27 protein-coding genes are annotated in these 21,486 nt (G+C 47.4%); 9 read left to right on the top strand and 18 right to left on the bottom strand.

What is annotated here, in order from left to right; genetic code table 11:
- Positions 1–8: 8 nt before the first annotated feature.
- Entirely contained in the window at positions 9–470 is a 462-nt protein-coding gene (locus ABY802_RS00250; protein ID WP_372624852.1) for an isoprenylcysteine carboxylmethyltransferase family protein, read from the bottom strand.
- A 180-nt stretch (positions 471–650) separates the two neighbouring features.
- On the opposite strand from ABY802_RS00250, the gene ABY802_RS00245 reads away from it, so the two are divergent.
- From ABY802_RS00245 to ABY802_RS00235, 3 genes are all read left to right on the top strand, one after another.
- Entirely contained in the window at positions 651–983 is a 333-nt protein-coding gene (locus tag ABY802_RS00245) for a hypothetical protein (RefSeq protein ID WP_372624850.1), read from the top strand.
- Positions 984–1,070: 87 nt separating this feature from the next.
- A complete protein-coding gene (locus ABY802_RS00240) occupies positions 1,071–1,568 on the top strand; it encodes a hypothetical protein (RefSeq protein ID WP_372624848.1) in 498 nt (165 codons plus the stop codon).
- Positions 1,559–2,167 carry a hypothetical protein gene (locus tag ABY802_RS00235; RefSeq protein WP_372624847.1) on the top strand — a complete coding sequence of 203 codons (609 nt, stop codon included), beginning with the start codon at positions 1,559–1,561 and terminating at the stop codon, positions 2,165–2,167. The genes ABY802_RS00240 and ABY802_RS00235 overlap by 10 nt, the downstream gene beginning before the upstream one ends.
- Positions 2,168–2,246: 79 nt before the next feature.
- Here ABY802_RS00235 and ABY802_RS00230 read toward each other — a convergent pair whose 3' ends face one another.
- A complete protein-coding gene (locus tag ABY802_RS00230) occupies positions 2,247–2,402 on the bottom strand; it encodes a hypothetical protein (protein WP_372624845.1) in 156 nt (51 codons plus the stop codon).
- 151 nt (positions 2,403–2,553) lie between these two features.
- Between ABY802_RS00230 and ABY802_RS00225 the strand changes: the two genes are divergently transcribed.
- Entirely contained in the window at positions 2,554–2,772 is a 219-nt protein-coding gene (locus ABY802_RS00225; protein WP_372624843.1) for a hypothetical protein, read from the top strand.
- 123 nt (positions 2,773–2,895) lie between these two features.
- Here the strand turns inward: ABY802_RS00225 and ABY802_RS00220 are convergent, their stop codons facing one another.
- From ABY802_RS00220 to ccoG, 9 genes are all read right to left on the bottom strand, one after another.
- Positions 2,896–4,176, bottom strand: coding sequence for a type II toxin-antitoxin system HipA family toxin (locus tag ABY802_RS00220; RefSeq protein WP_372624841.1), 1,281 nt, complete (start codon positions 4,174–4,176; stop codon positions 2,896–2,898).
- A complete protein-coding gene (locus ABY802_RS00215; RefSeq protein WP_372624839.1) occupies positions 4,173–4,478 on the bottom strand; it encodes a helix-turn-helix domain-containing protein in 306 nt (101 codons plus the stop codon). The genes ABY802_RS00220 and ABY802_RS00215 overlap by 4 nt, the downstream gene beginning before the upstream one ends.
- A gap of 203 nt (positions 4,479–4,681) precedes the next feature.
- Positions 4,682–5,428 carry an RES family NAD+ phosphorylase gene (locus tag ABY802_RS00210; protein ID WP_372624837.1) on the bottom strand — a complete coding sequence of 249 codons (747 nt, stop codon included), beginning with the start codon at positions 5,426–5,428 and terminating at the stop codon, positions 4,682–4,684.
- Positions 5,425–5,796 (bottom strand): antitoxin Xre-like helix-turn-helix domain-containing protein, encoded by a 372-nt coding sequence (locus ABY802_RS00205; protein WP_372624835.1) that lies wholly within the window; start codon positions 5,794–5,796, stop codon positions 5,425–5,427. Before ABY802_RS00205 ends, ABY802_RS00210 begins: the two co-directional genes overlap by 4 nt.
- 215 nt (positions 5,797–6,011) lie before the next feature.
- Positions 6,012–6,482, bottom strand: coding sequence for a hypothetical protein (locus tag ABY802_RS00200; RefSeq protein WP_372624833.1), 471 nt, complete (start codon positions 6,480–6,482; stop codon positions 6,012–6,014).
- Entirely contained in the window at positions 6,475–7,008 is a 534-nt protein-coding gene (locus ABY802_RS00195; RefSeq protein WP_372624831.1) for a hypothetical protein, read from the bottom strand. Before ABY802_RS00195 ends, ABY802_RS00200 begins: the two co-directional genes overlap by 8 nt.
- A gap of 62 nt (positions 7,009–7,070) precedes the next feature.
- A complete protein-coding gene (locus tag ABY802_RS00190; protein WP_372624829.1) occupies positions 7,071–7,712 on the bottom strand; it encodes a thiol:disulfide interchange protein DsbA/DsbL in 642 nt (213 codons plus the stop codon).
- A gap of 51 nt (positions 7,713–7,763) precedes the next feature.
- The gene (locus ABY802_RS00185; protein ID WP_372624827.1) at positions 7,764–8,783 is read right to left on the bottom strand and encodes a serine/threonine protein kinase; all 1,020 of its coding nucleotides are present in this window, start codon (positions 8,781–8,783) and stop codon (positions 7,764–7,766) included.
- Positions 8,770–10,092, bottom strand: coding sequence for a cytochrome c oxidase accessory protein CcoG (gene ccoG, locus ABY802_RS00180; RefSeq protein ID WP_372624825.1), 1,323 nt, complete (start codon positions 10,090–10,092; stop codon positions 8,770–8,772). The genes ABY802_RS00185 and ccoG overlap by 14 nt, the downstream gene beginning before the upstream one ends.
- Before the next feature lie 253 nt (positions 10,093–10,345).
- Here ccoG and ABY802_RS00175 point away from each other — a divergent pair, with 253 nt between their 5' ends.
- Complete coding sequence (locus tag ABY802_RS00175) at positions 10,346–10,711, top strand: hypothetical protein (protein WP_372624823.1); 366 nt, start codon at positions 10,346–10,348, stop codon at positions 10,709–10,711.
- A 26-nt stretch (positions 10,712–10,737) separates the two neighbouring features.
- Positions 10,738–11,160 carry a DUF3010 family protein gene (locus ABY802_RS00170; RefSeq protein ID WP_372624821.1) on the top strand — a complete coding sequence of 141 codons (423 nt, stop codon included), beginning with the start codon at positions 10,738–10,740 and terminating at the stop codon, positions 11,158–11,160.
- A 29-nt stretch (positions 11,161–11,189) separates the two neighbouring features.
- Here ABY802_RS00170 and ABY802_RS00165 read toward each other — a convergent pair whose 3' ends face one another.
- The 5 genes from ABY802_RS00165 to ABY802_RS00145 all read right to left on the bottom strand — a co-directional run bounded on the left by ABY802_RS00165 (position 11,190) and on the right by ABY802_RS00145 (position 17,196).
- On the bottom strand, positions 11,190–11,501 hold the full coding sequence (locus ABY802_RS00165; RefSeq protein WP_372624819.1) for a replication protein RepA: 312 nt from the start codon (positions 11,499–11,501) through the stop codon (positions 11,190–11,192).
- On the bottom strand, positions 11,488–12,186 hold the full coding sequence (locus ABY802_RS00160; protein WP_290612048.1) for a division plane positioning ATPase MipZ: 699 nt from the start codon (positions 12,184–12,186) through the stop codon (positions 11,488–11,490). The genes ABY802_RS00165 and ABY802_RS00160 overlap by 14 nt, the downstream gene beginning before the upstream one ends.
- 197 nt (positions 12,187–12,383) lie before the next feature.
- Positions 12,384–13,151 (bottom strand): peptidylprolyl isomerase, encoded by a 768-nt coding sequence (locus ABY802_RS00155; protein WP_372624817.1) that lies wholly within the window; start codon positions 13,149–13,151, stop codon positions 12,384–12,386.
- A 144-nt stretch (positions 13,152–13,295) separates the two neighbouring features.
- Entirely contained in the window at positions 13,296–15,281 is a 1,986-nt protein-coding gene (locus tag ABY802_RS00150) for a DNA topoisomerase III (protein ID WP_372624815.1), read from the bottom strand.
- Between the two features lie 1,813 nt (positions 15,282–17,094).
- Positions 17,095–17,196, bottom strand: coding sequence for an AgrD family cyclic lactone autoinducer peptide (locus ABY802_RS00145; protein ID WP_372624968.1), 102 nt, complete (start codon positions 17,194–17,196; stop codon positions 17,095–17,097).
- Positions 17,197–17,322: 126 nt separating this feature from the next.
- Between ABY802_RS00145 and ABY802_RS00140 the strand changes: the two genes are divergently transcribed.
- Entirely contained in the window at positions 17,323–18,393 is a 1,071-nt protein-coding gene (locus ABY802_RS00140; RefSeq protein WP_372624814.1) for an MBL fold metallo-hydrolase, read from the top strand.
- A gap of 11 nt (positions 18,394–18,404) precedes the next feature.
- Here ABY802_RS00140 and ABY802_RS00135 read toward each other — a convergent pair whose 3' ends face one another.
- Complete coding sequence (locus ABY802_RS00135; RefSeq protein ID WP_372624812.1) at positions 18,405–18,683, bottom strand: superinfection immunity protein; 279 nt, start codon at positions 18,681–18,683, stop codon at positions 18,405–18,407.
- A 50-nt stretch (positions 18,684–18,733) separates the two neighbouring features.
- Positions 18,734–20,194 carry an amidohydrolase family protein gene (locus ABY802_RS00130; RefSeq protein ID WP_372624810.1) on the bottom strand — a complete coding sequence of 487 codons (1,461 nt, stop codon included), beginning with the start codon at positions 20,192–20,194 and terminating at the stop codon, positions 18,734–18,736.
- 181 nt (positions 20,195–20,375) lie between these two features.
- On the opposite strand from ABY802_RS00130, the gene ABY802_RS00125 reads away from it, so the two are divergent.
- Entirely contained in the window at positions 20,376–20,900 is a 525-nt protein-coding gene (locus ABY802_RS00125) for an RNA polymerase sigma factor (protein ID WP_372624808.1), read from the top strand.
- Positions 20,890–21,483, top strand: a complete 594-nt coding sequence (locus ABY802_RS00120; protein WP_372624806.1) for a hypothetical protein — start codon at positions 20,890–20,892, stop codon at positions 21,481–21,483. The genes ABY802_RS00125 and ABY802_RS00120 overlap by 11 nt, the downstream gene beginning before the upstream one ends.
- Positions 21,484–21,486 lie beyond the last annotated feature (3 nt).

Here is a 21,486-nt window from a genome sequence, read left to right as displayed (position 1 = left end):
CGCTGGTATTAAAGCCAGCGCCTGACCTGTGCCTGATACGCCTGATACTCCGCGCCAAATTTTTGCAGTAAAAATCGCTCTTCCGGTGCTATCTGAAAGCGGTTCATGTACAGCACAAACAGCGGCAGCAAGGCAAAGGCTGCCACATTTATTAAGTAACAAGCCCATGCCGTTAACAGCAGTAAAAACCCCAGATACATGGGGTTGCGGCTATAGCGGTAAATACCTTTAATCACCAGGCTGGACGTTTGCTGCGGCACACGCGGGTCTACTGTTGTTTCAGCGCGGCGAAATGCCAACACGCCAAGTACCGCCACCGCTAAACCCGCACTAGCAAAGCCCACCGCTAGCACCCAACTCCAAATAGCAGGCAAAGCCAACGACGGTAGCAACTTTGCCAGTAACCACATTAACAGCGCAAAAACCGCCACCAGAATCACCGGCGGTACTTTAAGTTCTAGTTCTTGCATAGCTGTCGTCCAGGATTTTTTATTTGGGCATAATACTACTTATCATACCTTGTAGGCACCTGCTCTCCGCTACTATCACTGAAGAGCTGGCACATAAAAGCACACAAAATATAAACAATATAATTGCAATTTATTGATTTATTATTAAGATACTAGTTTCGACTGGTAAAAGGAATAGCTATGGCAGCTCGTAAGGGATTAAAGCAGGCGCAGCGTTTTCAATCAGAACAGAAGTTGGCTGAAGATTTGGCTGAAAGCAAAGCGGATATTTATGTGCTTAACGCACGGGAGCTTGCTGAGTTCTGGTTGACAGTGCAGCGGCAAGAGGGCAAATCACAGCCTCAAATCGAAAATACATTCAAACATCTGACAGGTTCAGATTCAACAACTCAAATATTAACTCTCGGCCGTGATTATGGAGCTGCGGGCAATGATCTGGCCACTATGTTAGTTCTGGGAACAGATTTGAAGCGTGGTAGCCGCTTCTTCGAAACTTACAGCATGGTTACTTAGAATGGTCGGAATTACATTATTTTTAAGGGTAATCATCGGGCTCGTCTAATAGTTAAAGGCACTCGCTATCTGGCGACAAATACCCTGATGATAAAAATGGCAGTGGGTACAGAGGGTCTGAAAAGCTCAGCCAAAAGTGGTTTTCTTGTTTCGGTGATCTTCTCCGTATCTTTACATAGCATTCAATGGCTGTTTGAAGATGAGTATCGTTGGACGCACTGGCTGGGAGGTATTTCTACAGATCTAGTTAAGATTGCCATCGCCAGCACTGCTGGGTATTTAGCCGCTGCAGGTGCCGCTCTGTTTATGGGTTCAGCTGTTGTTGCTGTAGTACCAATTATTATCGGGGTTGCTGTATCCTTGCTGGTTGGTTACACACTTAATGTAATCGACAAAAAATTTGAGATTACTAAATCTTTGATTCAGTGGTTTGAATATCAGGAAAAATCTTTACTGGATAAGGTCAATGCAGGTATTGTTTATATCACATCCTCAACAGTCCGGTATGTTAAGCGTAGCCTTTATAAATCTGCGACAGACAAAATCAATCAGTTGATACGAAGAAGACCTGAACTATGGCTTTAACGAGTAAGCAGAATGCTGCAGGTATTGGTTTGTTGCTGTTTTGCCTGCTTTTGTTGCCGCTGATTATCTGGGGTTTGCTATACGATCTGTCGAATCAACACCAGCTGGTTAAAAGTGGAAATCAGTTAATAATTCACAGCAGCATGCATGGTTTAGCATTTGGCGGCGGCATTTTCTGCTTAGTACTTATCGTTTGGATCGCAACCAGGTTAATTATTCACAAGTTTAATGTGCTTGCCTTGCCCTCAGAGAAAAAACTTAACCGGGTTTTCAGCGGGCTATTACTAGTTAGTTTTGTGCTAATGCCCTTAGGCTATTATGGTGTTAGCCATTACTGGGAAAACCAAATGGCTGCAAAGGGCTATCAATCCTGCCCGGCGTCAACGTTGCTGTTTACCCGGGTCACTTATAGCGCCTGGACGCTGAACCCCGCCCTTTGTTACGACAGTGACGTAAAACGCCTGGTAACCCGTGGCTCATGGAATGAATCTGATCAGGTTGAACAAGTGCTTGAGCAACGGACGAAACAACAAGAAGCGCGCAGGCAGTTTTTGTTGCAGGAGGAGCAGCTTAAACGCTCCCAGGATACTCAATCATAATAATCAGATTACGGTTATTACAGCCAGTGAAGCCATTAGCCTCGATTTAAAACCATAAACTACAACCAACGCCTGAACTTTACTCTACAACTTCAGGTAGCTCAGCAAAGCTACTACCATGGTGCAGCCAAATGGTAATGTCATTGGTAAGTTGTGGCAACGGCACCTTATTCTTACCTTTTAACGCACACTCCCAAACCAGCAATACCCGCCAGCCCAATTCGCGCAGCTTCAAATCTCCGTCAAACCACAGTTAATCAAAAATTGAAAAGTGCCATCATAAAACAGATCCTGATGCATAACTCTATCCAAAAACTTAAGAGCTAACATCGTCCAGCGATGTGACTTATAATGCTACGGACTATAAGACACATTGGGTGTCAATTATGGATCTAGAAAGTAATAATAACGATTATTTTAAGCTGCTTAGTAAAAAGCTCGAGCATGTGTACTGTATAAACTTTAACGACACTGGCTATACCGAGAGCGAATGGTTAGATCGGTTTGGCGATATGCCATTAGACGAAGCTATATTAGCCTACGCACAAAAGTATGACCTTACTCCACTAAATAATTTTGCGATAACACCCAATAATAATTGTTAAATCAAGCCGGCATGGGCAGTTTGCCATCCACCAAAAATTGAGTAGCGTTGAATTGGTAAATTTGTGTGTCGCCATTTTGTTTTAACGCTACCTGCCCGGCGATCTCTTTTAACATAAGGGTAATTAAATATTGAACGCAGATTCCTTCATTATTTGCTCTGCCCGGCTAATCCCCAGCCGCTTCGCAACGGCTTGCCAGTGTTTAACCGCACTTAGCACTTCGTCGTGAATTTGAGTTGCCTGGATTTGAGAAAGCCGAAAGAAACCTTTTACATCAAAGGCTAACTGGTAGTCTAAGGCGTTGTCTGTATCAGTAATGTTCAGGTGTAGGCCTTGTTTACCAACGATGGGGTTTAAGTCATAAGCAGGTGATAACTTCCAGCCATTCTTAGTAAGTAAAAAACCATGATTGCGCAGGTGATCATCCGTATTAGACACCGCAATATTAAAGACGATACGCCGCCACAATTGTGCTAAATCAGCTTCTGTTTGTGCTCCCTGTTTGGAAAGAAACTCAGCAATTTCCAAATAACTGGCACCTTGAGATTGTTCGCCATCATAGTATTGCAGCTGAGTCATAGCCGATGAAAAATGCAGCCGCTGCTCTCCCTGCCGGTCAAAGCGCTTTGTTAAAAAGGTATGGTGTTGCGATGAAAACTGCCTGATCTCACTTGGAAACATCTCAACGCCAGCCGCTAAAGCTAGCTCATAACAGACCATCTCCCACGCACCAACATCATGGGTATCATTTATATTAGGAAATTTAGCTATCCATAATTGATTTTGTTCATCGGTTACACAGGCTTTTGGTCTGGCACCGCCTAAAGATGAACCTGGCGCAATCAGCATTTTTAGCCAACGATAATACTCGTCACTGTCGATGTTATCGTCTTTTTCAATTTGCATGGCGGCGTGCTCTAACTCACGTAAAGATGCCATTGGCGGTGCAACAAACTCGACATGATTGTCTAAGAAAGGGTTGTCTGAAAAAGAGGCATCTAAACAATCAGTATTGTCAGCTCGCTTAAATCTGATCCCTCCCATTCGGTAAGAATCATGTACGCCCAGCAAGTAATCCAATTCATTTAATCGACTCGTTGCCCGAATGTCCTTACGCGCTTCAATAGCAGCGCGGCGTTGCATCAAAATTCGCCCCCAACGATCGGGAGATGAGTCCAGAAAAGCCCGGAAGTTTTTATCGGCTTCGTCATTGTAAAGTTCACCAGCATATAGTGTCAGCATAGGGTCTATTTGCAAGCGATAAGGTGACGTAAGAAATACTTTATTGTACGCAAAGCTAAACACACCACCCCGACTTGATTCACTGTAAGCAAGGTGCCCAACCAATAATGGCTGTTCAATTGGATGCCAGTCGGCATATACCTCGACGATTTCACGGCTCATCTTGAACCTTCCAGCAATTTTATATTCTGCAGCTTGATGCCAACTTCATCATGAGCAGCCATTTCTGCAAAGTTACTTTCCATTCCCAACACGGCCATGATCTTCAGGTAAGTGCCGATAGCAACACCAGGGTCACCAGCGAATACCTTGTTCACGGTTTTATGATCAAAGCCAGTTCGCTCACACAATAATTTTTTAGTAAATCCACGGCGTTTCATGGCTAACAACAAGTCCTCACCAAAATGCGTAAGGATTTTTCGCTGTTTGGGAAACAGAACATTGTGCAAATCACGCTTAGCCATACATCACCTTGTAGGACTATATTCCTACTATTCTATAAATAATAGGAATATAGTCCTACTTCATCACATTGGCAACTATTAGGAGAAATTAAGAGGACTATGATCCCATATAAGCGCTATTAATAGGGTTAATATCCCACTATAAGATACTCCATACATAATTGATGAAGTTGATAGCACGATTTCCCAGCTTTGCTAATTATTCAAGCCGGCCGTGGCAGTTTTCCGTCAACCATAAATAGCTCTGCGCTGAATTGATATAGCGCGCTGTCGCCTGCTTGTTTAAATACCACGTGTTCGGCGCTTAGCTCGCACAGCCACTGGCTGGTGCTGTCGGGTTGCTTGTGGGTAAACGCAGCTGCGCTAAACAGGCCAATACACAGTTGCTGTTGGGGGTGGCGGGCAGAGCAATACTGAAATAATTCTACCCCGGCGCTGCGCATAGCAGTACCTAATGGCTGGGTTTGCTGGTAACTGGTTTTATCGGTAAGCGTTTGCTGATAAGCGCTAAACGGTGGTTGCTGTAAACACACTCCTTTGTCGGAGTAATAGCTGGCACTAAGCAAGGTATGTTCGGTGCGCAAACTGGCTTTGGGCGGCGCGGCGTCCATCGAGTGCCAGAACAATAGCCGGTAGTAAGCTGACTCAGCCAGACAAACTTCCGCTGTGCTGCCAGCATAAAAAATACCATGCTCGTGCACGCTACCAAAACGTGAGCCCCACTTTAGCGGTGGATAACGAAACGGCGTTTTCAGCAGATAGTGTAAATCAGTCGCCGCAGCGGGTAACGCTGGCTTGGTGCTTTCCAGCAATTGCTCAAGCAAGGCCTGCTCTGCCAGGGTATCGACCAGACTGAGGGTAGCCACCTGTTGCTGGCTTTCTACCAGCCGGTGCAGCTGGCCACTTAGCTCAGTAATATGTTGCTCACCGCGGCAGGCCTGCCAGATCAAAGTTTTCCTCTGAGTGCGTCAACCACCTGCAATACCTGAAACAGGCCACTAATGCTTTGCACCTGCTGTGCCGGCACGCCACCGGTAATAGTATTGTTAGTGTGCATAAAGTGTTTAATCCAGGCTGGATCACCGCCGGCCAGGGTATACACCGCCCGGGCAACCCGGATAAACAATAGTGCGAGCTCGCCCTGCTTGGATGCCGGGTCCAGCGACAAACTCTGTTTTAAGCGGCTAACCGCGGTACGATGCACACCTAACACCGCCGCCAGCTCGGCTTGCTTTAAGCCTAATTGCTCACTTGCATTAAGTACGGCTTTTGCCAGCACGGCATCAGCCGTTGCTACCGGTTTTAGTAATGCGCTCATATCACTCACCATTTGATGAAATTTCACAAATAATAGCTCAAATGTGTAAATAGCACAATTTTTGCGGCAAATAATACTGGCTGATGCCACAAAAAAGCGGCAACAAAATTTGTCACAAAAACCGCTTATGCGACGGGCCTGTTAAAAGTATAGGAGCAAGGCGAGGGTGAAGCTGCTGGTTAACAGCTGGTGCCCACTGCGGTGGAAATAGCCGACTAGCCAACCGTGCCAAGCCGTAATTTAACCAGGTAATGCCGTAGCTGAGCCACCCGCTCTGAACGGTTAAACAGCTGATATAGCGTTAGCCAGTCTGCAGGTGGCATCCAGCATACGCCATTTTGCCAGTGGCAGCGCTCTGGGTTAAAGTGCCAACGGGTTATGCTGTCATCCTGCCTTACCGCAATGCCCGCCATCAACTCTATATCTGGCCAGCCTGCCCGGCTAAAGCGGGCGAAGTGTGCAGTGGCGTATTCACTATGAGGTGGTGAGTGTTGCAACTGATACTCTGCTGTTAATATATGACAACTAGCGGCAAAGTCATCCTCGCTACATACAATATCAATATCATTTGGTGTCACTTCCAACCCTAAGTGCCACAGCAGACAACTGCCACCAACACCAAACTGAAATGGGCGCAGTAAATCAGACAACTGCTGCAGCTGTATCAGTAACTTATTATTATTCATCTAATGCCTTTATCAGTTGCGCTAAATACGCCAGTTTCTCATTGTTTAATTGGCGGTAGTCAAAGTACGGACACACCAGCAGCCGGTTAAACTTGTCTATCGCAAACTCGTTATTCAGCCAGGTTAACTGCGCCGCCAACCCTGCATCAAGCAGGGCCTTAGCATGGGTTCGGCCGGCAATAATATGCACGGTTCTTAATTCGGGTTGCAGTTCAGGCGCGCTAAAAAGCAGCGCAGTATTACTGCCGGTCTGCAATAAAAACTGATCCCGATACTGCTGCCAACTGACAGCCTGGCGGCTAAAGGTAAACTGCTGAGCATCCAATACAAACAGCAATTTGCTATACACATTAAACACCTTGCGCCAGCCATTGCCGCAGGCACTATTTATCAGCGCAATTTCGCCGCTTTGTAGCGGCTTTAGTTGTTGTAACTGAGCGTATTCTGCCATCGGCGGCCGCCTGGCAATATATACCCGGATGTCAGCTGTATCTTCGCCAAAACCAATGTCTGAAGTGTTATTCATACTGACCCGACCAAAAATAAAAAAGGGTGGCCACGGCCACCCCAGAAAATACAATGTAGCAATTAAGCGTCTTTGGACAACAAATAGCTAATTAACTCCTGCAGCTCGTTTTCCAGATCGCGCTGGTTCAGGGCTTCATTCAGAATTTTGTATTTGTCGTTTACCACCAACATGGGTACTGCACTTAACACACGGCTTTCTGATAGCTCGGTTTGTTCTTTCTTCATCTGGTTGGCCGCGCCACGCACTGAGAAGCTGCGCATGGCTTTTTCATACTCTTCAGCAGTAATGTCGTTAATCAGCATCAGACTGCGCACGTCATCTTCATTTACGAACGGTACCCGGCTACGATGGATCTGATTAAAAATAGCCGATGCAACCTGATCGCCCTTACCCATGTTTTTGCCAACAAGGTAGGCACGGGCCAGCATATTCTGAATTTCCGGCGACGCGGCACGGATAAAATCGACGTGGACTTTCTGAAATTCGGCGTTGTCAGGCAATTTTTTGGCCAGGCTTTGCGCTACCGGTTCAAACCCATAGCAGCCGCCACAAAAGAACGAAAAATATTCTTTAACTACCGGCTTAGCTGATGCTTTCTCGGCAATCACCTGATAATGCTTACCTTCAACAAATTTTGAATTGGCACTTACTGCTAATGGCAATAACAGTGCAACCAAACATAGTGATAACAGCTTTTTCATTTTAACTTACATCCTTAATCGGGCCGACTCAGCCGCTAGCTTAACAAATTGTCAGTAGCCTGGCACCAATGATAATGGCGGTTGCTGCAATAATGCCAGTTGTTCTTTCAGCACCAGACATTGTTGCTCCCAATATTTATCAGTAGCAAACCAGGGGAAGCTCTGCACAAAAGCCTGATCTTGCCAACGCCGGGCTAACCAGGCCATATAGTGCACTATACGCATTGCTCTGAGTGGCTCGATCAGTTTTAGTTCCGCAGGATCGAAATCACAATATTGCTCATATTCGTCAAGCATCAGCTCTAAGGTCAGTCGTTGCTCTTGCTGATCACCGGACAACATCATCCACATATCCTGAATTGCCGGCCCGGTGCGACAGTCGTCCAGGTCTACAAAGAAGGGTCCCTGGTCAACGTAGAACAGGTTACCGGCATGACAATCACCATGCAGTCTAATTTGCCGGCCGGGTTTATATTGCCTGCCCGCCTCGGTAATGACCTGTTGCAGCACCGTGTCAAAAGCCAGTCGCATATAATCGGGGATCAATTCCAGCTTGTTCAGTACTTGTTGGCTTTGCAGCAGGTGGCTGTCGATGCTGAAGGTTGGCCGGCTGACAAAGGTTTTTTTGGCGCCAACCTGATGCATCCTGCCAAGAAAGCGCCCTAACATCGCCAGCTGTTCGTCGTTGTCTACTTCCAGCGTTCGCCCACCGCGGCTAGGGAACACCGCAAAATAATAGCCCTGATACTGCAGTAAACTGTCGCCGTTAAACCGCAGTGGCGCCACCATAGGAATATCGGCATCGGCCAGTTCAAAGGCAAAATCATGCTCTTCCTGAATTTGCTGTGGACTCCAGCGCTCTGGCCGGTAAAACTTCACCACATATTTTTGCGCTTGCTCGCTGTGATCCGGGTAAGCCGTAAACTGATATACCCGGTTCTCATAGCTGTTTAATGCCAGTAAGCCGCTACTGACATCCAGACCTAACTGCAATAACGCATCCAGAATAAGTTCAGGCCCAAGGGTGGCAAAATCAAACCGGCTGATGACTTCACTGTTAACGGCCGGCAAAGAATTTATTCCCCTGGCTGACGCTGTAGCCATCTTCTGACAATTCAGTCACCTTAAATTCAATATCCAGAATGGGTTTAGCAGCGCTGTAAGGGTCAAGTGCCAGGCTTACCGGCACATTAAGATTGTCGCCGCCAGCGATGGTAACTTGCGTCAAGCCAATCCAGGTTATCCCCGCCACGCCCGAAACCTCAAGCTGATAACGTTTTTCCTGCTGCGATTTATTAATAATGCTAAGGGTGTAAGTATTTTCGACCAGCCCTTCAGGTGTTTCACGATACAGGGCACCCCGGTCGCGAATAATATCCAGCTCCAGCGGTTTGCGCAGGTACAGGTTGGTGGCAAAAGCACCGCAAACAATAAGCAGAATAATAAAGTAGCCTACCAGTTTTGGCCGGAATACCTTAGTGGGTTTGCCGTTTAAGCTATGCTCTGTGGTGTAGCTTATCAGGCCGGGTGGGTAGCCCATTTTTGCCATTGTATCGTCGCAGGCATCAATGCAGGCGCCACAGTTAATACATTCATATTGCAGGCCATTGCGGATATCTATCCCGGTTGGGCAAACATGAACACACAAGTTGCAGTCAATGCAGTCGCCAAGGCCTTTTTCTTTATAATCGTTATCTTTGCGGCTGCGGGGACCGCGGGTTTCGCCACGTTGCTCATCATACGTTACGGTAAAGGTATCTTTATCAAACATGGCGGACTGAAAGCGGGCGTAAGGACAAATGTGAGTACACATAATTTCCCGCATCCAGCCGGCGTTGCCATAAGTACAGGCTGCAAAAAACAGCACCGAAACAACAGCCCAGAACCCGGCCTGAAAAGTAAAAAACTCGATAAATAAAGGGCCTACGGGCGTAAAATAACCAACAAAGATTAATGCTGTTAATAGCGCGAAAGCCAGCCAGCACACGTGGGTCAGCGCCTTTTTAACAAACTTAGCGATTGACCAGGGGGCCTGGTCCAGAGTCATGCGTTGGTTGCGGGTGCCCTGAATTTTTTCTTCAAACCACATAAAAATAAAGGTCCATACCGACTGCGGACACAAATAGCCGCACCACACCCGACCATAAAAAGCGGTAACAAAAAATAAGGCATAAGCAGCTATAACAAAAATCCAGGCCAGGATAGTGAAATCCTGTGGCCACAAGGTCAGGGCAAAAATATTAAACTTTTGCTCGCCAATGTTTAGCAGGATAGCCTGTTTGCCGTTGTACTGGATCCATGGCAGCAGCATAAACAACGCCATAAAAATAAAACCCATATTGCGCCGCAAACTCTGATGTAAGCCTTTAACTGAGCGCACGTATATGCGGTCCCGCGAAGCATATTTCGCTTGGTTTAATTGCTCAGGTTTATAGGTTTCCACCTTCACAGGTATATTTTTTATATCGATGCGGTTGTTATCCACTGCTACCTCTTACCAGCTGCTGTGCTGGGGCAAGTATAACAGCCTTGACCAGATAATATTTGATATAAAATAAGCCTCAGAGCAGCAGATGCACCGTTGCCAAAAATACTTTACAATAGTGGCTGCGATTTTTGAGGTGCGCTATCAGATGAAAAAGTTTTTCTGGCTTGCTGTGATTATTTTGTTACTTCTTACGTTCTCTGATCATGAGTTACTAAGACCCTATCGTGATCAGTTATATGGCCTGATTCTGGATAACGCCCCCAGTTCCGGAAAAATGTCTGATGAGCAGGCACTACGGCAAATTAAAAAGCAACTTAATGAGCTTGCTGCTAACTGGGGCGAAGGCCAGCAACAACAATTAGCCAAGGCTGCAGAGACGAAACAAAGCGTATTAACTTTTCATCAGCGTTACTGCGTAAATCGCGACTTTAATCCTATTTTATTTGGTGAGCCACTCCGGCAAAGCTGCAGCATTATCAGCAGCCATATGGAAGCCCTGACCAGCCCTTAACCGGGCAAAATTGACTGAGAAATACTATGCGTGTATGTGGAATTGAAATTAAAGGCAGTGAGGCAATTTTATGCCTGATGACATTAAAAGACGGTTTGTTCGATTTACCGGAATGCCGGCAAACCCGCTTAGCCCTGAGCAACGATAAAGACGCTGAAAGCTTACAAAAATTTCAGTTTAATCTGGCCAAACTAATTGAAGATTATAAAATTGAACAACTAGTGGTGAAAGAGCGGCCACAAAAAGGTAAATTTGCAGGCGGTGCTGTTGGTTTTAAAATCGAGGCGGCAATCCAGCTCATCAGTAGTTGTCCCAGCGTGATATTGTCCGTCAATGCCATTAAAGAGAAACTGAAACAGCATCCGCTACCTGTTGATTTTAAAGACACCGGTTTAAAAGGGTTTCAGGAGACTGCTTTTATTATTGCCTACGCATTTTTAGCAAAATAAGCAGCGTCACCGTAAATAAAGAGGCCGGCTTAGTCAGCGCCGGCTTTATTTTTTCTGTCGGGAATGTTCTGAAACTCAACGTCCGCTCCCTGAATGGCACGCAGAATTAACCGGCGTACTAATTTAGACTTCGCTTCACCGGTCAGCTCGCTAAGCTCATTTAACGCGGCTATCGCTTCCTCACTTAAAGTAAAGGTAGCATGGCGCATCGGCAGACGGCTGTTTTCGCCCTCTTCCGGCATTTGCTTACGTAAACTGACTATACGCGGCAAACCCAGCGCATAGTTATTTGCGTCATCAATAAACTCGTCAGCAGTAAAAGCCGGTTTACTTGACGGCAAACACTTTTTCTTCAGGTCGCTCAGCGCCATCTTCTTGTATCGCCTTCATTGCCAGAAGTTCTTCAATAATTGCCCGGATTTCATTGGCAGCTTTGCCGTCGCCATCGACATCCATTACCGATAAGCCTTTCTCTTCGCTATCATCATAAATATTCCTGCTGTAGGTAATATTTTCCAGCACCCTGATGTTGAACGACGCGCAAACCTCTTTGGCATCGAGGATCCGGGCAGCCTGATTAGGTAACGAAGGACATTGGGTCATGACGCATCCAACAATCATATCCGGATTAACGACATTACAGGCACTGACCAGATCTTCCAGATGTTCCAGGGTTTTCAGATCGCGCCGCTTAGGGCGCAACGGAAACAGCACATGGCTGGCTACAACCATCGCAGAACGCAAGGCTACGCTATCCTGGCCACCACAATCGACCACCACCACGTCGTAATGTTTCTCAAGGCTTTTTAACTCGAACCGAATTTTGCCGTACATCTGAACACAATTAATCCAGGCCAGGCTGGGATCGGTGTGCCGCTCTTGCACCCAGTCTGATGTGGTTCGTTGCGGGTCGCAATCTACCAGCATGACATTTGCCTGTTTTTCACGGGAGAAATACACTGCAATATTCTGCGCCAGACAACTTTTACCACTACCGCCTTTTTCACCACCAACTAACACGATCATTCACGCCACCTTTTTGAAATGCAATGACATACCCATGTCATTATGACCACAGTATGGTAAGTGTAGGCGAGGAAATGAACAGTAATGCTGACTATGAGGAATTATTTTCTATAAATATGGCTTTTTAGCGAAGCTTGTCTGCTAAGTAGCGCGTCAATATAAGCAACACTACTTAGCTATACCCAAATTCCAGCACATTACTGCTGGCGGCGGCGCCACCATAATAGTGGCCCAAGCAACAGTAACCCCAGGCTGCTGCTGCCGCTGCTACTTTCCTCGGGGTCGGGTAGCAGGGTATTGGGTTGTGGATTTAAACCTGCAGCACTATCTGGTCTGGCATCTACCACAGTAATACTCTCAACCGTAACCATATTTGCGGCACTGAGCGGCACATTATTCGCACGATCATTGGCAGTATAGTTGCGCAGTGGTAATCCCTGAATTCCGTTAAAACTATAGGTAGGCAGGCTGGCAATGGCCATCACCACTTCCATGTCTGCAGCGCTTATCTGACCGAAAACGGTATAAGCACCTTCAACAGTATCCAGTTTAGGGCTGCCGGCACTGTTATCCGTTAAATTAATAAACCACTGACTGGTTGCACTATTGGGGTTACCCGGAACTTTCGCCATCGCGATGGTAGCCCGAACGTTAGAAAGTTTTGGTTCGTTAACAATAGCGGCATTTGTTTGGATCGGGGTCAGCGGCAGTTGTTCTACAAATCGAAAACCGCCGCCCTGGATAATAAAGCCGGGAACGGAACGATGCACAACGGTCTGATCATAGCGGCCACTATTCACGTAAGCCAAAAAATTCTGTACCGTTACCGGTGTGGTTTGATCAAATAAATTAACCTCAAAATCACCCAGACTGGTTTTTACCTGAACGATGGTTGCTACTGCCTGCTGGCTGGCCAGTAGTAAAGTTACCGCAACCACAGATGAAACAAATATATTCTTAATCAAAGCGCTCTCCCGCACAGGTCGTTAAATTTGTGCAGTGAGCATAATCAGCTATCACCCCGCTTACCAGCGCGATTACACTTATTAACTAATTCATACAGTTGCCAGCGCCTTTGTACCTGCAATAGATCCAGATCGGAGTGTCACTTAGCCGCGATCAGTTTGCGGCTTACTGGCCGTTTTTTTATCATTACCTTTGAACAACACTCGTTTTTTCGTTGTTTTTTTGGGCCATTTTTTCATCTGTCCACTGCCCAGCCCTTGAGGTATAACCGCACCAGCCTGACTAATTAACTGTTGCAGGTTAGCCGTTAAAGGCTGCATAAAGGACTGGTAGCTTTGTTCGCGCTGACAAATATTATTCAGTCCCGCTTCCCATTGGGCCGTCATATCCGGCAATGATGCTTCAGGCGGTAATGCCGCTATCAGTGCCTTACCGGCAATGGTTGAGCGAATGTGCTTACCTTCCCGCTGCAAGAAATTCCGTTTAAACAGCAGCTCAATAATTCCTGAGCGCGTTGCCTCAGTGCCTAAACCATCAGTGTCTTTTAAAATGCGTTTAATCTGAGGGTTCGTGACATAACGGGAAATGCCGGTCATTGCGCTTAACAAACTAGCATCGGTAAATGGCGCCGGCGGCTGCGTTTGTTTTTCAAGTAAGACACTGTCAATACACAGTAGCTGCTCGCCAGGTTGCAGTTTCGGTAAGCCTGTTTGTAACGGCGGTTCAGTATCCGTAGCGGCGCTTTTACGACTTTCATTATTACTGGCCGCAGGTAACAAGGCTTTCCAGCCTGCTTGCTCTTGCTTACGAGCTTTTGCCACAAAACAACCACCAGCAATCCGAACTTCCACCGTGCTATCGGTAAAGGTGCATGCCGGATAAAACTGCATCAGGTACTGACGGGCAATCAGGGCATAAAGCTTGCGCTCTGTTGCATCAAGCCGATTGCCAGACAGCGTTTTGGCTGTCGGAATAATGGCGTGGTGCGCGGCGACTTTGCTGTCATCCCAGGCTTTACTTTTTAACTGTAAATTTGCACCTGCAAGCGCGGCTTCTAACGCGGGTTCGTTTGCTGCTATTGCCTGTCCGACTTTACCCGCCTCGGAGAAGTGCGCGGTGGGCAGGTGGCGGCTGTCTGATCGCGGGTAGGTAATTAACTTGTGCCTCTCATACAATTGCTGACAGCTGTCTAACACCTGCTGAGCGCTGAAACCATATGCCTTGGCAGCGTCAATCTGTAATGCTGATAAACTGTAAGGCAACGGTGCATACTGTTTTTTATCTTGTTGCTGCACTCTGATAACCTCTGCCGGCTGGCCTTTTACAGTCCGTTGCACTTTTTCCGCCAGTGCTTTAAGTAGTACCCGGCCTTCGCTGTCCTGGTAGGGCTCACATGCTGCGCTAGGTTGCCACTGTGCGTTAAAGGTGGAGCCGTTATTGGTTTGCAGTTCCGCCTGCACCTGGTAGTAGGTCGCGCTGTTAAAACTGGCGATTTCCAAGTCACGTCTGACTACCAGGCCAAGTAACGGGGTTTGTACCCGGCCAACTGACAATACTCCCTGATATCCTGCAACCTGGCCGCGCAGCGTATAAGCCCGCGTCATATTCAAACCATAAAGCCAGTCGGCACGACTACGGGCCAAAGCTGAAGTAGACAACGGTACAAAGTTGGTATTAGGTTGCTGCTGTTTTAGTGCCTGGCGAATTGCTGCCGCATTAAGATCATTGATTAATAAACGTTTAACATTATCACGTTTCGTTTTAGGTACTTTGCACCAGGCGATAACTTCATCTACCAGCAATTGCCCCTCACGATCAGGATCACCGGCGTGGACCAGCATATCTGCCTGCTTTATTAATGTCTGCAGGATACTCAACTGCTGCCGGGCAGACTTTCTGGCTTTCAGCTGCCATTGATCCGGAATAATAGGTAGATGCGCAGCCTGCCAGCGTTTATAATCGGCGTTGTAGTCCTGCGGTTCTGCTTGCTCCAGCAAGTGACCGATGCACCAGCTGATAACATCACCATTGGCCAGTCGGATACATCCTGTGTCTTTGTGCTGAGGTTTAGGCAACACGGCAGCAATGGCACGTGCCATACTGGGTTTTTCAGCAATGTAGAGAATCATAGCAGCTACCAATACTGTATAAATTAACAGTTAATTTAGTTGTTCTGCCAGATAAATGCAAAAATTATGTGATAAAAATTTAGTTTTTCTACAAAAAAGACTACAGTATGCTTCTTGCGACTGTTTAAAGTTGTTCTGCAAAATCAAAGTAGTGAATCGGATGTATAACTATGACCCAATATAGTGAAGTCAAAAAGATCTGTGACGAATTGCAGCAAGCTGGCAAACCCGTCTCTCTTGATTATCTTTTGGCAAAAGTGTCTGGTGCCCAGGCCAGCCTGGTTGTGCATTATCAAAAATGGCGTAACGAGCAGGCAACCCGGATCCCAACGGCAGCTGAAACTGCGTTTAGTGAAGACTTTGTTACAGCTTTTCAGCGTGAAGCGCAGCAACACGCCAGTAAACAACTTGAGCAGTTAAATGAACAGTTAGCCCAAGCTATCCAGGCTGAAGTGCAGGCGGCAGATCATAATCAGCAAATTCAGAAAGATCTTGAGCAATTACAACAAAAACGCTCTGAGCTTGAAGTCAGCCTTGCCCATCAGCAACAGCAACTGGCAGTGCAGTCTGAGAAATATAGTGCGGTAAAGGATGAGCGCGATCAGGCTTTGCAGCATGCCAAAAGTCAGCAGCAGGAACTGGCCGACTCAAAGCAGTTACAGGAAGAACAGCAGATGCGGCTGGATCAGCTGCATAATGAACTGGAAATTGCCGCCACCGAACGCCAGCAAAGCGAACAGCAATTACAGAAACAACTTGACGCTGCGGCCAACGACTTGCAACAAGGCGAGCAAAAGCTGCAGCAATTGCAGCAACAGTTAGCAGACACCAATAACCAGTTAGCCGCCAATGAACAGGCTGCCGCCAAGGCTGCTGATGATCTCAAAGCATTGCAACAGAGCAATGAACAGCTACAACAGCAATTGCAGCAGCAAAGCGAACAACACAGCCAGCAGCTGGCTGAACTGCAACAACAACTTAGCGCAGCAAATTCAGAGCAACAGGCCTTACAGAATAAACTGACGGAAGCGCTGGAGCTGGAGCAGAAACTACTTGAGCAACAGCAACTCAACAAGCAGCAGTTGCAGGATTTAGAGAAATATCAGGCTTCAGCTAAAAAATTTGCCGCTGAGCAACAACAAAGCAGCAACGAAATTGTTGAACTGCAAACCATGCTTAGCGAGTTTGAGAATAAACTGCAGCAAGCTACCAAGACAGAAATGCAGGCCGTGGCACAAAGCCGCCGTTTGCAGTTGCAGCTGGACCAACTACAGAAAGCTCAGGAAGAGGGCGGTAATGTCAGTACGAACAACGGCCAGCAAGATGCTATTGTTGCTGAGCGTGACAGAGCCTTACAACAGATTGCTGAACTGGAAGCACTACAAGCCAGCCTGACTGAAGAGCGGGATGCCGCGCTGGATCAGGTGGCGATTGAACAGAAACAGTTGGCTAAGTTACAGAGCAAGCAACAGCCAGATAATAACGCTGAACTTGAAGCCGCGCTGATCGCCCAGCAGCAATTGGTAGCCGATCACAAGACGGCATTAGACAGTTTGAAAGCAGAGCGGGAAGCGGCGCAGCAAGAAGCCGACGCCCAACGCAATCTGGTGAGTGAACTGCAACAGCAAATTGACCACCTGCAGCAGGTACAAAGCGAACAAGGAAGCGATCAGCCAGATCTACAGCAACTGGTCGATCAGCTTCGTGCCAGCAATAATATGATGAAAGATCAAAGTGCCATTACTGCTAACCATCAGGCCGAGCAACGCGAAACCATTAAGCAACTGCGGGATGAGTTACAGCAACAGCGGGATCAGATGCAGGAAATGCTGGTTGATAAAAATGGTTGGTCAAAGCAAAAGCAGCAATTAGAAGAGCAAGTGAGTTTCGTGAAAAGTAATGCCACTGCTACCATTGAACGGCTTACCCGCTATCGTGAACAGGCGCAGGAGAAAATTGAAAAGCTGGAACAAAAATTACGTGATCAGCAAAAAGATTCTGCTAAAGCCCACTAAAAATAAATATATATTTTCATGTACTTATGAATAACTCCTATTGCCGGCAAGCTGCTTTTCTGTGGCTTGCCATTTTAATAAGCAGTGGCTGTTCTACCCCCAATAATATCGATAGCCGAACCGGACAACCTGACAATGCCGCTGAGTTGATTGCTAGTCAGCAGCCATTTCGCAATCTGTACTATGGCAATATTCCTTATCCGGCTAATTGTGAGCAGGACTGCTACCTGCCACACCCGCTGGTTGACTGCAAAACCCCGGCTGAACAATGCCGATATACCGGCCCGCAACGCCCACCTGAAATAAAAAGTGGCTTCAGTGTCCACTGGCTGGGCCATGCCAGTTTCAATATTACGACGCCTGATGGCCAGCAAGTATTGCTGGATCCGGTAACCGGACAATTTGACTGGCCGGTAAACTGGGCAGCACATTTAGTGGGTACCAAAGCACGGCCGGCCACACCAATGGTCAGTGCTGAACAATTGGCCGCCACTGATGCAGTGCTGTATTCCCACCTGCATTATGATCACTTCAGTACCCGCGACATCAGACGAATTGGCAGCAACGCCCATTACTACCTGCCCTATGGCATGGCAGCCTATCTACCAAAGGGTGGTTATAACGCTACCGAGATGGCCTGGTACAGCAGTGCCCAGCAAGGAAAACTGACTATCCATGCCCTGCCTGCCCGCCATTTTAATAGCCGCACCTTAAGTGATGAAAATCAGGCGTTGTGGGCTGGCTGGTTACTTCAGCATGGTGATAAGAAGCTGTTTTTTGCCGGGGATACCGGCTATTCGCAGCATTTTAACGATATAAAGCAAAAATACGGTGCTATTGATATTTGTCTGCTGCCAATAGCCTCCTACCATGGGCCAAATTACCGTGCCGTACACATGACCCCGGAAGATGCCTTGATGGTGGCCGGCGAGCTGGACTGTAAAGTGATGATACCCTGGGGGTATGGTAATGCCAGCTGGCAGATGGGCGATATCAGCTCGCACTCGCCACTACTACGCTTACTGAATATGCAGCAGCAACTGGATAGCCAGGTGCCGCTGCTTATTTTAAATGAAGGCGATGCGGTAGCATTATAACCGTGCGCAGATTATGCCACCGGCTTTAAGCGGGCTTTGGCGGCCAGCTTGTCACCCAGTTTACCGGTCACTGCCCAGACACATAATGCCACCCAGGCAATCACCGAAAAACCCGCTGGCACATTTAACAAAGCAATTTTACCGGCATGCCGGCGATTCAGCAGTAGCGCTAGCAGGCTGGGTAAAAACCATACCACTAGAAAAAACAGACCAAATACCAGCAGAAAAGCCCAATCCGCTTGTTGCCAGGCGCTGCTAAAAGTAGCGATAAATTGATTTAAAGTTTCCATTTTTTATCCTTATTTTTTATCAGTAAGTTGTAAGTTGTAAGATGTTGTGGTTAAAGCTCAATATCAGTCAGCGAAGCTAATCGTGCTTTTAGTTCGTCTACTCGCCAGCGGGTGCCTTGCTGCACTACGGTATGCACTGTATTCAAAGCGTCGAGCGCTGCCAGTGGATTGGCTTGCAAGACAATAAAGTCGGCAACATAGCCGGCCTTCAGTTGGCCGTGGTCATGCAACCCCAGATGATTTGCGCCGCCATGGGTGGCAAGTTGTAATACCTGCCAATTGGTTAGGCCGGCCCCTTGGCTGAGCTCAAGCTCGCGCAGGTAAAAGGGCCCGCTGGCTACACTGTCGGTACCAATTGCCAATGGCACGCCGGCGTCATACAACCGTTTAAATAATTGCTGCACTTTAGGTAATTGCTGTTTTGCGGTAGTGACTTCTTCCGCAGTCCAGTCGTAACTTGGTGCTGCCAGTGTGGTACGCCAATTTTTACGCATTTTCGGGTGAAACACCCACATATCAGGCTCTGAATACAAACTGTCCAGCTCCCGGGCGAAATAAATCAACTCGTTCGCTACCAACGTTAAATCAATCCGTGTTTGCTGGTGTGCCAGTGTGGTGAAAAGCCGTTGCATCGGGGCGTTGTCATAGTCAACATGCTTGAACCAGCTGTAAGTGAACCGGCCGCTATGCGGGTTTTTACGCTCAGCAAGATAAGCCGCTTTGCCCTCACCGTTTAACAGCTCGGCGCTGGTGGGCAGCGCATGAGTTAAGGCGTCGATCCCAAGGTCTGCCGCAAACTGCCAACTGACACTATCAAGATGAGCAATGGCTTTCAGCCCTTCGGCATGAGCTAATCGAATACCCATCGCCACTTCATCTTTGCTCAGACCCTGATAAAGCTTTATATACTCTGCACCCAGTGCTTTTTGCCTGGATATTTCAGCTTGCCAGGCCGCTTCATTTTTGGGATAGACTGAGCCGCCCAGTATTGGTGTCGGTTCAAACACAAAACCGGCGTAACTCAGTTTAGGACCGGGCCAATTACCGGCCTGCTGCTGATGAACATATTCAGCATTGGCCTCTGTCTCACCGGCTGGACTAAATGCTGTTGTTACGCCAGTAGCCAGCGTACTGATGGCATGATAGCGGGTGAGCTCACTGTGGCCTTTTAAGGTAATGACCGGATTGCCATTTTGCATTTCTACGCGCATAGGCCCGGCGGTCAGGTGCAAATGCACATCAATCAAGCCGGGCAACACATACTGATCCTGCAAATCAATTTGCGTTGCCGCTATCGGTAACGAATTATTTGCTTGCAGCTGACCCATTTGCACAATGCGCCCGTCCTGCACCAGCAGCCAACCATCATTAAGTTGCTGCTCAGTAGCCGGATTAATTAACGTTGCATTGTGATACAGCACCGCCACTTGCTGTGCTGGATTTAAGCTATCCGCCTGAACTCCAGCCACCAACACATTAGCTATCAGACAAACTAATAAAGATTTTTTCATGGTTCGTTTCTCGCTTTTAGATGTTTGTTGGTTAAGTCGTGGCGGGGTTACCAGCTGTTACAACATTTTTTTTATTTATTTATGTAACACTTTGCCAACACCGGCAGACTTACCGATGGCATAGTGATAACGTTGATATGTAAATCAAAACAATAATAAGACATTGAGCGGAGAGGCTTTTTTGACTCGTTCTAACACCAGCACAGCAACGCCTGAGCAGTTTTTACTGGCGCTATGGCAACAATATCAGGGCGCCATCAGCCGCACATTAATGGCATCGGAAGCAGACGCCGCTGCACGGCAGGATTTAAAACAGGATATTTTTCTGGCGCTGCACCAGTCGGCTGAGCGGTTACAAACGGCTGAGCTGCCGCGGGCATATCTGTTCCGGATTGTGCATAACGTCACAGTTGATCATATTGCAAGGGCGCAGCGCCATAAATGGCAACCGCTGGATGACGAGACTCAGCAACAGATGCTGCAAGATTGTCCTTCTGCAGAGGTAGCTGAAAAGCAACAAAGCCAGCAATTAATGCAGGCAGTGCGGCGTTTATCTCCCGCCAACCGTCAGGTTATCTTGCTGGCAATGGAAGATTTAGACGCACCGGAGATCGCAGAAATTCTGCAGATAAGCCATGGTGCGGTGAGGGTGCGGCTTAACCGCGCCAAAACAGAGTTGATGGAGGTAATGCAACATGGCCGATAATTTTGACTTTGCCGCGCTGGCAAAAAGCTGGCAACAACAAGACACCCCTGCTGACATTATGCCGGGTGAGGCAGATTTGATTCAGGCCCGCCAGCGGCAACGCCAGCAAAAGCTGCTGATGTATGGCGAATGGCTGGGCGGGTTAGTGATGGCTGCAGCGGCATGCTGGTTGGTATTGACTATGCCAGATGCGCTGGGTTATCTGTCGGCAGCATTTCTGGCGCTGGGAGCAATATGTACTTTATACGTCAGCTGGCAGGTGCACCGGCCTATTCTGGCGTATGCCAACTGGAGCAGCAACGGGCTGCTGCACTTTCGCTACCGCGCCTGTCAGCTAAGCTTGCGCTACTATCGATACACCCAGCTTAGCTTTGTTGCTTTGCTGCTGTTTACTGCAGCACTCTGGCTATTACGGTGGTGGCAACCGGCTACAGCATCAGTCGACTTGTTAATGTTTTACAGTCTGATTGTCTCGCCCCTCTGCTTGTTTGGTATCTATCGGTTACAGCAAAAAGCCCGGATGAAAACCTTTGAACTTCTGCATTTAACTAAATTGACTGCAGATTTTGAACAGCAAGAATAACAA

Origin of the sequence: Arsukibacterium sp. (assembly GCF_041616895.1) — a bacterium.
Classification (GTDB): Bacteria; Pseudomonadota; Gammaproteobacteria; order Enterobacterales; family Alteromonadaceae; genus Alishewanella.
This window is presented reverse-complemented; position numbering and strand designations above follow the sequence as displayed.

Coding starts and splice junctions, on each gene's coding strand:
- ABY802_RS00215 (WP_372624839.1), bottom strand. CDS start 4,478: ATGGCTAAGCGTGATTTGCACAATGTTCTGTTTCCCAAACAGCGAAAA.
- ABY802_RS00200 (WP_372624833.1), bottom strand. CDS start 6,482: ATGAATAATAATAAGTTACTGATACAGCTGCAGCAGTTGTCTGATTTA.
- ABY802_RS00135 (WP_372624812.1), bottom strand. CDS start 18,683: ATGGAAACTTTAAATCAATTTATCGCTACTTTTAGCAGCGCCTGGCAA.
- ABY802_RS00160 (WP_290612048.1), bottom strand. CDS start 12,186: ATGATCGTGTTAGTTGGTGGTGAAAAAGGCGGTAGTGGTAAAAGTTGT.
- ABY802_RS00195 (WP_372624831.1), bottom strand. CDS start 7,008: ATGAATAACACTTCAGACATTGGTTTTGGCGAAGATACAGCTGACATC.
- ABY802_RS00150 (WP_372624815.1), bottom strand. CDS start 15,281: ATGATTCTCTACATTGCTGAAAAACCCAGTATGGCACGTGCCATTGCT.
- ABY802_RS00170 (WP_372624821.1), top strand. CDS start 10,738: ATGCGTGTATGTGGAATTGAAATTAAAGGCAGTGAGGCAATTTTATGC.
- ABY802_RS00205 (WP_372624835.1), bottom strand. CDS start 5,796: ATGAGCGCATTACTAAAACCGGTAGCAACGGCTGATGCCGTGCTGGCA.
- ABY802_RS00245 (WP_372624850.1), top strand. CDS start 651: ATGGCAGCTCGTAAGGGATTAAAGCAGGCGCAGCGTTTTCAATCAGAA.
- ABY802_RS00250 (WP_372624852.1), bottom strand. CDS start 470: ATGCAAGAACTAGAACTTAAAGTACCGCCGGTGATTCTGGTGGCGGTT.
- ABY802_RS00175 (WP_372624823.1), top strand. CDS start 10,346: ATGAAAAAGTTTTTCTGGCTTGCTGTGATTATTTTGTTACTTCTTACG.
- ABY802_RS00130 (WP_372624810.1), bottom strand. CDS start 20,194: ATGAAAAAATCTTTATTAGTTTGTCTGATAGCTAATGTGTTGGTGGCT.
- ABY802_RS00240 (WP_372624848.1), top strand. CDS start 1,071: ATGATAAAAATGGCAGTGGGTACAGAGGGTCTGAAAAGCTCAGCCAAA.
- ABY802_RS00190 (WP_372624829.1), bottom strand. CDS start 7,712: ATGAAAAAGCTGTTATCACTATGTTTGGTTGCACTGTTATTGCCATTA.
- ABY802_RS00225 (WP_372624843.1), top strand. CDS start 2,554: ATGGATCTAGAAAGTAATAATAACGATTATTTTAAGCTGCTTAGTAAA.
- ABY802_RS00220 (WP_372624841.1), bottom strand. CDS start 4,176: ATGAGCCGTGAAATCGTCGAGGTATATGCCGACTGGCATCCAATTGAA.
- ABY802_RS00140 (WP_372624814.1), top strand. CDS start 17,323: ATGAATAACTCCTATTGCCGGCAAGCTGCTTTTCTGTGGCTTGCCATT.
- ABY802_RS00235 (WP_372624847.1), top strand. CDS start 1,559: ATGGCTTTAACGAGTAAGCAGAATGCTGCAGGTATTGGTTTGTTGCTG.
- ABY802_RS00120 (WP_372624806.1), top strand. CDS start 20,890: ATGGCCGATAATTTTGACTTTGCCGCGCTGGCAAAAAGCTGGCAACAA.
- ABY802_RS00145 (WP_372624968.1), bottom strand. CDS start 17,196: ATGGTAGCAGTGGCATTACTTTTCACGAAACTCACTTGCTCTTCTAAT.